The sequence below is a fragment of the Caballeronia sp. SL1002 genome, assembly GCF_057814995.1.
The window spans coordinates 71,577-84,923 of record NZ_JBYMUW010000006.1 but is presented as its reverse complement, the minus strand read 5'-3'; the positions used below and the strand labels follow the sequence as shown (position 1 = coordinate 84,923).

Annotated in this window: 11 protein-coding genes; 2 read left to right on the top strand and 9 right to left on the bottom strand. The window is 59.1% G+C overall.

The window, feature by feature from the left end; all coding sequences use genetic code 11:
* Positions 1 to 2: 2 nt before the first annotated feature.
* Together AC3D25_RS30580 and ku are read right to left on the bottom strand one after the other, a co-directional pair.
* A complete protein-coding gene (locus AC3D25_RS30580) occupies positions 3 to 839 on the bottom strand; it encodes a tetratricopeptide repeat protein (RefSeq protein WP_488892271.1) in 837 nt (278 codons plus the stop codon).
* A 2-nt stretch (positions 840 to 841) separates the two neighbouring features.
* Positions 842 to 1,780: a non-homologous end joining protein Ku gene (gene ku / locus AC3D25_RS30575; RefSeq protein WP_488892270.1), complete on the bottom strand. Its 939-nt coding sequence runs from the start codon at positions 1,778 to 1,780 to the stop codon at positions 842 to 844.
* Between the two features lie 529 nt (positions 1,781 to 2,309).
* On the opposite strand from ku, the gene AC3D25_RS30570 reads away from it, so the two are divergent.
* Positions 2,310 to 3,548, top strand: coding sequence for a hypothetical protein (locus tag AC3D25_RS30570; RefSeq protein WP_488892269.1), 1,239 nt, complete (start codon positions 2,310 to 2,312; stop codon positions 3,546 to 3,548).
* Between the two features lie 65 nt (positions 3,549 to 3,613).
* Here AC3D25_RS30570 and AC3D25_RS30565 read toward each other — a convergent pair whose 3' ends face one another.
* From AC3D25_RS30565 to imuA, 7 genes are all read right to left on the bottom strand, one after another.
* The gene (locus AC3D25_RS30565) at positions 3,614 to 4,111 is read right to left on the bottom strand and encodes a hypothetical protein (protein ID WP_488892268.1); all 498 of its coding nucleotides are present in this window, start codon (positions 4,109 to 4,111) and stop codon (positions 3,614 to 3,616) included.
* Positions 4,112 to 4,240: 129 nt separating this feature from the next.
* Entirely contained in the window at positions 4,241 to 4,435 is a 195-nt protein-coding gene (locus AC3D25_RS30560) for a YqaE/Pmp3 family membrane protein (protein ID WP_488892267.1), read from the bottom strand.
* A 364-nt stretch (positions 4,436 to 4,799) separates the two neighbouring features.
* Positions 4,800 to 5,738, bottom strand: a complete 939-nt coding sequence (locus AC3D25_RS30555; RefSeq protein ID WP_488892266.1) for a hypothetical protein — start codon at positions 5,736 to 5,738, stop codon at positions 4,800 to 4,802.
* Between the two features lie 263 nt (positions 5,739 to 6,001).
* Positions 6,002 to 7,063, bottom strand: a complete 1,062-nt coding sequence (locus AC3D25_RS30550; protein WP_488892265.1) for a CAP domain-containing protein — start codon at positions 7,061 to 7,063, stop codon at positions 6,002 to 6,004.
* Positions 7,064 to 7,424: 361 nt separating this feature from the next.
* Entirely contained in the window at positions 7,425 to 10,568 is a 3,144-nt protein-coding gene (locus tag AC3D25_RS30545; protein ID WP_488892264.1) for an error-prone DNA polymerase, read from the bottom strand.
* Positions 10,569 to 10,572: 4 nt separating this feature from the next.
* On the bottom strand, positions 10,573 to 12,039 hold the full coding sequence (locus AC3D25_RS30540) for a Y-family DNA polymerase (protein ID WP_488892263.1): 1,467 nt from the start codon (positions 12,037 to 12,039) through the stop codon (positions 10,573 to 10,575).
* Positions 11,969 to 12,670 (bottom strand): translesion DNA synthesis-associated protein ImuA, encoded by a 702-nt coding sequence (gene imuA / locus AC3D25_RS30535; RefSeq protein WP_488892262.1) that lies wholly within the window; start codon positions 12,668 to 12,670, stop codon positions 11,969 to 11,971. The genes AC3D25_RS30540 and imuA overlap by 71 nt, the downstream gene beginning before the upstream one ends.
* 226 nt (positions 12,671 to 12,896) lie before the next feature.
* On the opposite strand from imuA, the gene AC3D25_RS30530 reads away from it, so the two are divergent.
* A complete protein-coding gene (locus AC3D25_RS30530) occupies positions 12,897 to 13,328 on the top strand; it encodes a transcriptional regulator fis family protein (protein ID WP_488892261.1) in 432 nt (143 codons plus the stop codon).
* Positions 13,329 to 13,347 lie beyond the last annotated feature (19 nt).

The following is a 13,347-nucleotide window of genomic DNA, read 5'->3' as shown; positions in this document are numbered from 1 at the left end:
CTTCAGTCTCGCTGCAGTTTCCGGTAATGATTGAGATGACGAATCGCTTTGGTGGCTTCGCCAAGTTCTTCGTGAATCCGCGCTGCATTGAAATGGGCGTCGGCGAAATCGTCGGACAGCGCGATGCAAGCCTGATACGCGTCGAGGGCTTCTCGAAGGTGCCCCGCGTCCTCCAGCGCTACGCCAAGATTGAAGTGCAGGACTGGGTCCTCGTTGCAATGCTCGAGCGCGGCCCCATAGACGTCGATCGCTTCATCGTACCGCTCTGCGTCCATGAGGATGCACCCAAGGTTCAACGAGGCGTCTGTGTAGTCTGGCGCCTGATCAAGCGCCGCGCGGTAGGCTCGTTCCGCGGCCGCCGGATCGTCGTCTTCCAGTTGCTGGCCCTCTTCAAAGAGCTCAACGGCCGCGTTCTGAGCGCGTCGCGTTCTAGCTGGGGAAGGGTCGTCCAACGAAGCGACCGATCCGCATTCGGGCTTGGGTTCAAAGTCGATCAGCAACTGACCGGACTCGGCGTCCCACTGGCGACTTTGCGGGTCACGGACCGCGATGTTGTTTCCGATCGCGGAGATACTCAGGCTCGTCAGCCCACCGCTTTTCGCCCAGTTCCGACGCAAATGGGTGAGTGCCCGGACAATTTTGTGGGGCGACACGCCCGCCGCGCGTAGTGAGTTGGCCGTGCGCAGCATCACGACATCCTGGAAATTGAAACGGCGCTCACGCCTGTCGCCTTGTTGGGGCGAGACGAACCCTGCTGTGATCAGCCTTTCGACGACGCTTCGGGACACCCCAAGCATCCGCTGAACGTCGCGCAGGCTGTATCCATCGCCCTTACGCATCGTCACTTCTTCGTTGCAGTACGACGGGTGGGGGTCGGCGCGGCCACGGGTGCGACTGTGGCTTTGCGCACCCCTTTACGAGTCTTGGCGGCCGGCGCGGGAGTTTCTTGCTCTTTCGCTTTCGCAAACGGCGCGCGCGCGGGCTTCTCTTTGATGGCTGCCAGCGGCCGTTTCTGCAGGCTCGCACGAAGCGCCTCAACCAGATCAATGACCGCTCCCCCGGTCTGCTGCACTTCTGGCGCAGCGACGATTTTCTTCCCGGCAATCTTCTGGTCGATTGCGGCGAGGATGCGCTCCTTCTCTTCGTCGGAATAGGCAGACGGGTCGTATCCATCGACGCGGTATTGCTCGATCAACTGCTGCGCAAGTTTCAGTTCAGTTGCTTGGACCTCTGGATGCTCGATATCGAGCGCGGCCTGCGAGCGCACCTCATCGCCGTAGAGCAACTGCTGCATGACAATCCCGTCCTGGCCAGCGCGGACCTGGACGATATGAGTTTTCCCTCTGGATACCCATTTGGCCAGCGCGCAGGTACCACTTTCACGCATCGCCTTATACAGAAGCTCGTAGGGCTTTCCGCCGCGCTTATCCGGCGCGAGATAGTAGGCTTTGTCGAGATAGATCGGGTCGATCGCCTCCGTGGGCATAAACGAGACGATGTCGACAGTGTGGCTTGCGCTGGCTTCCAGTGCCTCAAGTTCGGAAGGCTCAAAAATCACATACTTGTCTTTCTCGAACTCGTAGCCTTTCACCATATCGGCGCGCTCGACTACTTTTCCGTCGGCGGGGCAAACGTATTGCTGTTTTAGCCTTGTCCCGCAGCCCTTATGCATCAGATTGAAGCCGACGCCCGACTTACTTTCGGTCGCTGTGAACAATTTAATAGGGACAGACACGAGGCCGAAACTCAGTGTGAGCGATGCCAAGGAACGGGGAGCCATGTGGTCTCCTTCAGTGGTGGGCCGCTGATCGTTCACTGGAGCGGCGGGGGATCCGTAACGACAGCAAAAAACTGACCACGTCTCGATTTATCATAGACCGAACTTCCGGAGTTTTTTCTACGAGCCGAATTATGAAACCGGTAAGCCGGTTCGCTGGCGCATCGGACTTGAGTCCGGCGAGCCGTGTTCGTGCCGGGCGCCGAGCACGAGGCATGGCTTGCGAGCCGAACGACCGATGAGGCTTTGTCGTTTTTGCGTCTGTTCCCGGCCGACCAGATGCACGCGGAGCCGTATCCTTTGCCCCCGCGCACGGCAAAAGCAGGCGGGACTGCGAAGAGAGAGCCGGACGCGAGCGTAGCTGATGCTCAGGGCTCATAGCTCGCAGACGACTCAAAGCCGGCGGCGCTTGCCGATTTTTGGAATTGGCCCGCGATGGTGGCATCATGCAAAGCGCACTCAAGACCCGTTGCCTCGTGCACGAATACCATCCACAACTAATCTCGTAGGGAAGCTGATGGCGTTATATGAGATGACCGCAGATAGTTTGAAAGCGATCGACCCGGAGACTTTTACCAAGCTGGGCCTGCTGGAAAGGCAGAATATTCAGCGAGCGATTCGGACGCATATTGCGGCTATTACCCCGAATGTTAAAACGATGGTGCTCGCTGAGGAATTTGGAGACTGGGTTGGGGCCAACAGACGAATAGACTTGCTCTGCCTAGATGACCAGGCAAATCTCGTCGTCGTTGAGCTAAAGCGCGACGATGCTGCACACATGGAGCTGCAAGCGATCCGATATGCCGCCATGGTCTCCACAATGCGTTTTGAGCAAGCCGTCGAAGCGCATCGTAAATACTTGCTCACTATAGGGCGGTCGGACGAAGATGCGGAGCAGGCGATAAGGGACTTTCTGGACAAAGAGGAAAGTGAAGTGGTGGCCTTGTCCGATAACGTGCGAATTGTTCTCGCGTCAGCAGAATTTTCACCTGAACTTACGACTGCGGTTTTGTGGCTCAACAAACGAGGACTCGATGTGCGCTGCGTGCAGATGCGTCCTCATCAGATTGCGAACCGGGTGTTGCTCGACATTCAACAAGTGATTCCTCTACCGCAGGTTGAGCAATACACGGTCGCTGTGCGTGAAAAAGCGGTGGAGCAAGATGCAGCGCGCGTTCAAGACCGTGATCTGACAAGATATGATCTTTCCATCAGGGAGGACATTTATCCGAATCTCCCAAAGCGGCGACTCATCCTCGGCGTGGTTACCGAGGCGCTGCAACAGGGGCTGTCCATAGATGACATAGAGTCCGCAGCGAAGTGGCGGGGAAACATGTTTCTCTCGGCGCCAGGCAATCTCACTGAAACGCAATTTAAACTTGCGTTTGGCGGCAAGCCACTTCGTTATTTTACGAAAGCCGACGAGCTTTTTCATATCGATCAGCAAACCTACGCGTTGTCCAAAATGTGGGGCGACCGAACGCTTGAGGCCGTAGAAAATCTACTATCTCAGATGCCAAATCGAGAGCAAGTCTCTTACTCGCCGACTTCTGCCATAGTCGATGAAGCAACCATCGGGAATTTGACTCTGCGGAGGCGCGAAAGCGGGGCTATCGATCTAGACAGAGACGGGGTGCAACTTGTACCAGTCCTCCCCGTCTTGCGGGAGCTCGCGACGCAACTTAGCGTCGCAGTCGTAAATAGCAACGGAAACGCTTTAAATACAAGGCAGCTTGGCGCCACCCTCATCGACGCTATCCGCGCGCAGTAGGACGCGTATGCCTCTAAGTTTTTCGTCAACTGACAGTCATGTGAGTTCGGTCTTCGCTGTCTACGCTAATTTGCCGGCGGCTGACCAGACGACAGGATCGTGCTCAATTTCGTGCCTCCGATCGATTCGCAAGTCGTTGGCTTCGGGTCGGTCCATTGCACGGCGGTCCCACGCACAACCGGTCTGACGACGCGCCACGGCCAAAAGCCAAAGCGCTGTGAACCGGTGTACTCGATAATGGCGTCGGCTCCGCGCATCTGCGCGTATTCGGCCAGCTTGGGAAGGATGGTCGTGACACTGCCGTACGAATTTTTCCCGATACTCACATCCTTGATGATCTTGTATTTCTGACTGGCGGGAGGGAGGTTCGCGAAAAAACAGAAATCACTTAGTGATCGAAGCTGATCCGCAGGTGGGTGCACTTGGTTGTTTGCTTTGATTTCCGGCTCTGGCTGAGACGGCGCGTCGGTCTGAGACTCAGTCGCGAGTACTGCGTGCGATGCTAGGCTCGCGACAATCAATGTCGCAATTAAGGAAATTTCGATGTTTCTTTTCTTGTTCATCGTTTCATCGACTACGCGCGCCAGATGACGCGAGCATCTGTTCGTAATTGGATAGTAAGCGGTTGGAGGCCAGCTCGAACCGAGTGCAGTTTTTAGACCGGCCCGTTGCTCTTCGCGTGGCAGCTCCGGTCAGCCGCGCGCAGCAAGAGCGCGTTCAATTTTTTGATCGGTCTTGTATTGGCTCAGTGCGTAGACAGACCATATTGCGGCCGGAATCCAGCCAACGATCGTGATCTGCAAAAGAAAGCAGACAATACCGGCAATAGGGCGGCCGATCGTAAAAAACTGGAGCCATGGGACGATGATGGCAAGAAGGAGGCGCATGTTGGTTTCCTTGATAGTACGGTGAGATCGTTATAACGGCTTACTTAAACGAATTCTTTAAACGTTGCGTTGACTTTCCGTCAGGGCCGCGGCGTTTGCAAGAAGGTTCTTCGAGTTCGGTACTACACCGGCTCGCTCCAGCGAGCCGGATCCTGCGTGCGTTTAGGGAGGTGTCGGCCGCCGTCTGGAGCCGGGGGGAGAGGCGCCGGGGTGGTACGTGCCGAGAGATTTGGCGTCGCGATGACGTACGCACCAACTCGCACGGCGATATCAACGTTACCAGCCGAGAAACGACGATAGGGCTGGAAAGAGACGTCTTTTTGATGCCCTTTCCATCTTTTTTGACCCTTCGCGAAGATGTGCATCACGAAGACTTACTGATTGGAGCGGTGGCCACCTCGGGAGCGCAATCAAAGCTGGTCTGCTCGCCGCGGACCACTTCCACGTCAGCGCGGTTCGCCCGCACGAGAACGTTTCGAGATGCCGCCGTCTCGTCGAAAAGCCGGACATAGGAGCTTCCGCCGACACCATGCCAGACCGCGCGGGCGTCGCGGGTCCCCCACTTGTCTGTGCCCGGGAGCTTGCAGAATTGCACCTTCACGCCGCTGGCCGTTGCGACGGCCGCCAACTGCGTGTGCTCGGAGTCGGAGAAGAGCACGACCTGGCCGGGCGCGGAGCGAACACCAAGATTGACCATCGCCAAATTCAGCAAGGCCGGACGAGTTGCGACCAGAGCGCGCGCGCCGAAGACGGCCATCGCGAGAAAACCTACCGTGAAGCGAATATCGGATTGCTGCGCCTTGGCGGGAACGATCAGCAGGAGGATCGCCGTGATCGCGCCGACAGCCGCAAAGAACATCAGCGTCGCGTGCATGCGCGCGTCGGGCGCTTGATCCCTCACAAAAATCAAAAGATAGGCGAGGGGAAGCGCAACGAGGAACGACATGAAGACCATCGACCCGCTATCGACTGCCCGATGCAACGTGGCCGCCGGTGGCTCGCCGCGCCGCTTGAGCCGGAAGTTATTTGCGACGACGAGAAGCTTGAGCACCCACAACATCGAAAAGGCACCGAAGCCGAGTCCGACGACAGCGATGCACGTGAAAGAGAACGCGGCGGACGCAAGGAAGAACGCATCGCCAAGCGAAAGGCTCTCGGGCACGATGCTTTCAAAGTAGCAATAAGCGACCAAGATCAGGCCGCCAAGTAGGAGGACCGCTTTCCATGCGGCCGTGAATGCAGCCTGGATGACGTCGATGAGCGACTTGATCGTGTCGACAGGTTCTTTCTTTATCGGTTCCATGTGTATCTCGCTTGGATGAAGATTGCGACGCGGATTCATCCGCGTCATCAAACAGGCTATCGATCACGCTGCGAAGTCAAGGAAGGTCGCCGTGGTTGCACCTGAGAAAAGAGATGTGCCCGTAGTAAAGCGGTCCGGCGTCGCTTTGATTTCGCTTGGAAGCGGATTGTCCGGACGCCCGCGCTCGCGCGGGATGCATCACGTACCGGGTTGCGGTCGTCGAGGATCGGTCGAAGGTCGCGCTCGTTTCGGTCGGATGGTCCTTACTGAACTAACGGCGGGCGAACTCCTCGGGTAGCCGCTTTCGCCGTCGCGTCGCTCGGGCTAGCCGTAGTGAACGACCATGTCAGGTCGATCGGATGCGCCGGCGTGCCCGTTTCAAACGGATCCGTCAGTACGCCCACTGCATGCACCGTGTAGGTAGAACTGGCAGCGAACGGCGCGAACGGAATGCACATCGCACCAGACGTTAGGTGGGAGTCGTTCTCGGGCGTCTGCAGTTGGCACAAGACACTGTTGCCGCCGCTGTCAGTTATGGTGATGTTCACCGAACTCAACTTCGAAAACAGCTTCCCTTGGATCGTGACCGGATAACCGGTGTAGGTTTGCCTGTACTGCGGCGCGGAAGCAAACGGGTCAGGGTCTTCATACGCGTACCAACTCGTAGGTACACCTGTTTGACCAGCGTAGGGATACGCAACGGCTTGCGACGAGCTCAAGTTGGTCGTCCGATCTCCGAAGTCGATGTTGAAGGCGCTCCATGTCGCGCCTGTCATGCTGCCTACACCCATGCGTGCGTAGTCCGCCAGCATCCCCATTCGGTGATACGGAGCGTCGAATATCAATTGGACCGCCGTCAGCGAGCTATAGAACGCGTGCACATCGCCCGCGACTGTCACTTCCGAAGCGATGTTAGGAAATCCCACGGCCGCAATGCGATCGAACGGTGATGCACCCGTATAGCCCGGCAGGCCGGCGGTTTCGTAATGACCGGTCGTCGAGTTCGCGACCAGGTAGGCTGCGTGATTTTGGGATGACGTGGTTAGACCGTTGTCGACGGCGATGGCCGTCGGATAGCCGACGTTGTGGCGAACCGCATTCATGAATGCAATGCCGTCCGCCTTCGGGTCGCCGGTGGGAGAAACTGCCTGCGGAGCGGATGCGGGTGGCAGGAACGTCACTTTTTGCGAGATCGCTCTTTGGCTAGCGGCGCTCGTATTCTCTGAGGAACCGGAGCCCCCGCCGCACGCAGTTAGCGCGGCGATCGCCAACGTTGCCAAAGCGGTTAGGCGAAAGGAGGGAGAAGCAACCGACGATAAATTCAATTCAAACCTCGTTGTGTTGATGGACACCTGCGCGGGCGATTTGATCGCGTGCCGTAACCGCGAACTCGCTTACGGCACGAGGCGGTAAAGTCCAGTCTTGCGTAATAACCGCTGTGTCAAGGCGCGACGGTCCTGCTGTAGCCCGAAAAACCGACAAAGGGTCCGTCGTGCATGACGTACGCGTAGCACTAAGATGGTGAATAGAAAATGGAGCTGCGCGGAGCGGAATGACGCGCGTTTTTGAGCATCTTTCGTTTTTGCTGCAACGAAGGTGCGGGGGGAATAGGGCGATTTTCCGGGTGATTCAGCGCATGTCGTGGCCCGCCGCCGAGTTTCCTAACGTTCCCGCGCTTGGCGCAAGTTAATGGAAATTCCGGCTTGCCGTTGTGAGGCTACCCAAAAGGTGCGTCAGATCGACGAGCCGGTTCGCGACAAGATGTTTCACCTCGCCTTCCCGCTGCCATACACCGAAGATGCCAAGCAGCGATGCCCCGAGCGCCTCTCTTCTGAATTTCTCAACGAGTGATGGCCAGACGATGACATTGACCTGGCCGGTCTCGTCCTCCAACGTTAGGAACAGCACTCCATTTGCGGTTCCCGGTCGTTGCCTCACGGTCACGATGCCGCACGCGCGGGCAAGACGTCCGTTGGGATAGGTCCCCAGCTTCGCGGCGCTGTAAATTTTTTTTGCATCGAGCCGATCACGCAGTAACGAGAGGGGATGCCGGTTGAGTGTCAGGCCAGTCGAACGATAGTCGCCGATAATTTCTTCCCCTTCACTTGGCGCTGCCAGCATTGGAGTCTCTTCCTCGCGCGAGGTCGCTCGGAGCAGATCACGGTCCGGAACAGCCGCCACCGCTTGCCAGAGAGCCTGACGGCGGTTGCCGGCCAGCGAGTGCAGCGCGTTTGCATCGGCGAGCACTTGCAGGTCGTGCCGGTCGAGCTGCGCACGGTTCGCAAGGTCGTTGACGTCCGCGAACGGCCGCACCGCGCGTGCTGACTCGATACGCGCGGCGGATTCGTCACGCATACCGCGAACAAGCGAGAGCCCGAGCCGCACCGGTGCCATCGAGCCGTCGCCTTCGAGCGCCGAATCCCAGTTGCTGATGGTCACGTCAACCGGCAAAACGCGCACCTTGTGGCGCTTCGCGTCCTGAACAAGCTGCGAGGGCGAGTAAAAGCCCATCGGCTGGCTGTTGAGCATCGCGCATAGGAAGGCGGCCGGTTCGTGGCACTTGAGCCAACTGCTGGCGTAGACGAGGAGGGCAAAGCTTGCCGAATGACTCTCTGGAAAACCGTACTCCGCAAACCCTTTTATCTGCTCAAAAATCCCTTCGGCGAAGTCCGTCTCATAGCCACGTTCCGTCATGCCATTGACGATGCGATCGTAGTACTGTTGCAGACCACCCTTGCGCTTCCAGGCGGCCATGGCTCTTCGAAGTTGATCTGCTTCACCCGGTGTGAATCCAGCCGCGAGAATCGCGACTTGCATCACCTGCTCCTGGAAGATGGGTACGCCGAGCGTGCGCCCGAGCGCAACTTTTAGGGCATCGCTGGGATACGTGACTGTCTCGAAACCCTGACGGCGGCGCAAATATGGATGCACGGCCCCGCCTTGAATCGGGCCGGGCCTTACAAGGGCGACCTCGATCACGAGGTCATAGAACGTCCGCGGCTGAAGGCGCGGCAGCATGCTCATTTGCGCGCGCGATTCGATCTGGAAGACGCCGACGGTGTCTGCGCGACAAATCATCTCGTAGGTGGCCGGATCCTCCGGCGGTATGTCCTGTATCTCGAACGGCTCGCCGCGCTGCTGCGACACGAGATCGAGCGTACGGCGGATCGCCGACAGCATGCCGAGCGCGAGTACGTCGATCTTCAATAGACCGAGTGCTTCCAAGTCGTCCTTATCCCACTGGATCACGGTGCGATCGACCATTGACGCGTTCTCAATGGGCACGAGCCGGGAAAGCTTGCCGCGCGCGATCACGAAGCCGCCCGTGTGTTGAGAAAGGTGTCGCGGAAAACCGAGCAGCTGAGAGGCGAGTGTGGCCCACTGCTGGATCATCGGCGCTTCCGGATCAAGGCCGGATTCGACGAAGCGATTGAGAAGGTCTGCGCTGGAATCGAACCATTGGTGTGCTTTTGCGACCTTGTCGACGATCGCCGGGTCGATCCCCAGCGCCTTGCCCGAATCACGCAGCGCGCTCTTAGGCCGGTAGGTCGTGACGGCGGCCGCGAGCGCGGCGCGCGTGCGCGTGTACTTGCGATAGATGTACTGGATCACCTCTTCCCGGCGCTGGTGCTCGAAGTCCACGTCGATGTCAGGCGGCTCGGCACGCTCTTTCGAGATGAACCGCTCAAATAGCATGCTACTGCGCGCGGGATCGACCTCGGTCACGCCAAGGCAATAGCAGACAGCGGAGTTGGCCGCGGACCCTCTTCCCTGACACAAGATGCCTTCGTTGCGAGCGAAGCGCACAAGGTCATAGACGGTCAGGAAGTAAGGCTCATATTTCAGGTCAGCGATCAACGCCAGTTCGTGCTCGATCTGCTTTTGTACCGCGTGCGGAATGCCTGCAGGGAAGCGTCGGTGCGCACCGATGTACGTTTCCTGGCGGAGATAGTTCGTCGGTGTCACGCCGGCTGGCACCAGTTCGTCGGGGTATTCGTATCGGAGTTCGTCCAAACGAAACGAGCATCGGTTGGCTACGTTCAGCGTCTCCGTAAGCGCGCGTTCCGGATAGAGGTTCGCAAGTCGCAACTTCGATCTCAGATGCTGTTCCGCGTTCTGTGCGAGTTCGAATCCACATTCGGCGATCGAGCGATTCAGGCGGATTGCCGTGAGAGAGTCCTGCAAAGGCTTGCGAGAACGCACGTGCATCGTCACGCCGCCGGTGGCCACGACCGGCACGTCATGCTTATCCGCAACGTATTCGACAATCCCTCGATGGATATCGTCCATTGCACGCGCGTGCAACGTGAGCGCTACCCAACAACGGTCTTCGAAAGTTGCGGCAAGCCACTCTACCTGCGCATCAAGACGTGTTTCGGTCGCCGGAAACTCAGGCGACAGAATAACGAGGCAGTCAGGCAGACCACGAAGATGCGAGTAGGGCGCGTCGGGCCGCGCGAGGTCGTTCGGCGTGAGGAGGTACGTGCCTTTTGATGTTCGGGTGCGTGCGAGCGTGATCAGTTCGCTCAGGTTGCCGTATCCGTCGCGATTCTGCGCCAGTGCCGTGAAGGCGAGGGCGGGCGTACCGTCCGGGTTCGTCACCTGAAAATGCGCACCAACGATCAACCGGACATTTGCCTCCTTCGCAGCGACGTGTGCGCGTACGACGCCGGCGAGCGAGCACTCATCTGTGATGGCGATGGCAAGATATCCGAGCCGCTCGGCGCGCTCGATCAGATCCTCGGCGTGCGACGCGCCGCGTAGAAACGTGAAATTGGAAAAGCACTGCAACTCGGCATAGCCGGGCAGGCCGATGGGAACGGACGACATGGTCTTATCCGAAAAGCCCGTGCAGGAACCATCGCGGATCCTCTTCGTCGCGGCTGCCGACGCGTTCGCGGTAGATCCAGTAGCAGGTCCGGTCGTCGGCCTCGGCGACGAAGTAGTCACGCGTCACGAGTTCGCCATCCCACCAGCCACCTTCGACGCGCTCGCCCGGCGACACCGTGCGCAGCGGACTGCCGTAGAACGGGCGATGCTGGCGCGTCATCAGCTGGACGGGCGTCTCCAGCAACCATGACGGCCGCGGCCGATCGGCCGGCAAAGCGCATCCTTTTGCATCACTGGTCACTGAGACCCAATTTGCGATCACTTCTGGCCGGTGGTCGGCAATCGGGGCAGCCCGCAAGACGTTTTCGGGGCCGAGGCGCGCGACCAATAATTCCATCAGCCGGTTGTGGTCTTCGGCGTTGCCGCCTGGTTCCGGAAAGAGCGTGTCGGACGGCGGAGCAGCCGCTTCCACCTCATTGACTTCGAGCCGTATCGCAATGACGGCGGCGACGAGCTCGATCCGGCCAAGGCGCTCTTTAAGCAGGCGCGTCAGATGTTCTTCGTGCCATGTCGGTTCGGCGAGCGCGATCTCGATGGCCGTCGGCGGCAATGCAGCGCGCCCACGTTCGTGTTCGAGTCGTACTGTGAAGCGACTCAGCGCGAGTTGTTTGCTCGCGAGCCATCCGGTGAGTTGCACGATCAGACGGCGGGCGGCGAAGAGGACGGCCTCGGCGTGCTCGACCCGATCCGGCAATTCGAGCCGCGCGCTGAATGACGGCGGTGTCTGAACCCATTCGAACAATTCCGGAGCCTCCCCTACAGCACGGTCAAGGGTGTCGAGCAGCGCCGTGCCGCACCGTTTTTTGAGCCCCGCGCGCGGCAAGCGCCGCAGATCCGCAATCGAAGTACAGCCCAACCCGGTGAACCAGTCGGCGAAACGCCGCGCCTCCGGCACCAAAAGGGCCGGCAAGCGATGAAGTTGTCGTTCGAACGACGCAATGGTCAGCCGCTGGCCGCCACGATATCGCGCCATCAACCATGCTGCTTGCCCCGTTGGAGCAGTGCTGGTTTGGACGGTAAAACCGAAGGCGGCAAGCGCGCTCCTGATGAGGCGAAGGATCGACCGGATGCCCCCGAACAAACGGAGGCTCGCCGATACGTCGACAAGGACCGTTTGCTCCTCGGCGATCGCGACTTGCGGGCTGAACTGCATGAGGGCGGTGGCCGCGTCGGACACGGCATGTTGTTCGCGAAGTTCGTCGCGCTCGTGAAGTTTCGCATCGGGGGCCAGCGTCAGTACGCCGCCTCGCCGCATCCCTGCGCGAATGCCCGCGTCGTGCGCGGGCTCGTCAAAGGAAATGACCCGTTCGTGGTCGAGCACGACGAGTCCCGCTCCAGTATTAGGAGACCAGTTCGGCCGGAAGACTTCGCGGCTGAGGTGCGGCAGGTACACGCCGATCCAGACTTGCATGACGACTCAACAGGATGGGCGAATGAGAGAGTTGGACTATCAGCGGTTCGTCGCGAGCGGGGCCACGTCGCTTCACGAACTCAACGGCGACGCTGTCGCGCCCGGGCCGCACGGCGAGGCGCAGCGGGGCCGGCGACGTGTCGCTGGCATTCGCCAACGGACGCACCATGAAAAACAGCGTTTCCGAAGTCTGCGCGGCGAGGTGTAGTCTCCGTAGCGATTCAGGCCGGACATGGGTTTGCCAAAAGATCAGCGCGCCGAAACTACCTGCGCGCAAAATCTGCTCCGCGGACCAGAGCGCATCGGCCGTCTTGCTGGCTCGAATGACGTTAAGTGCCGTCTCCGGCAATCCCCAATATGCCGCCGCTTCCGGATGAAATCGGTGCGGCGCCTGGAGCAATCCAATGGGGCGTCGCGCGACCGCGCGCAATGCCGGAAGCAGCAGGCGCATTTCTCCGATCCCCGGCTGACTCACCATCAGGTCGGTCAGAGCGCTCTTCGGCCAACCTCCACCGGGTAGTTCCGCCGCGAGATTTTCAAATCCGCACGGGACGACGTTGGTCCGCGCGGCCGCCAGCTGCGTACCTCGCCAAAGCGATGCGTGAATTGTTTCTGGCGCGGGCGAGGCCACGAGCGCTATCCCTATTACTGTATATATGTACAGTATTCTAGTCTATTTTCGTAGCGGCACGAATGCTAACTAGGGGAAAGGAGAAAAAGGAGCCAGTCAAAAACCGCGTAGAGGCAGAACCGCACCCGTTGCCCCGGGGCAACGACCAAACCCATCATGTATTTGCGAACGATCGTGCTTTTATGGCGTTGATAAAATCGGACCACTACTTTTTACGCATCGATTTATGCCTACCGCCAAAAAACAACGACCGCCTCGAAAGATACTCAGTCGCGATAGCAAAGTGCTGTTGCTACCGATGCCGCGCGCGGACGCGGAGGCGCTGGCGTTGCAATGCCGACTCGCGTTCGAAGCGATCCGAAACAAACGCGGCACGCGCGCACATGCAACTTGCATGGCCCAGACGGTCCTTCTCACGAGTTTCCTGACGGAGATGGGTCATGGTCTGCTCGACCTTGAGTACATTCGTCTGGCCGAGGAAGAGGTGCTCGCGGCGCTAGATCGGCCGAAAGACGATTTTCCGAGCGAGCTTCTTCAACGGCTGGTGGACATCGTCAACGAACACGACCGACAACTGCGAGAGGTGCGGTTTGGAGCAGTACTTGAGGCCAGCAAGCGTCTCGACCGACTGATTGAGAAGATGAAGACAGCAGAATAATTGCGCCGACATTTTGTCG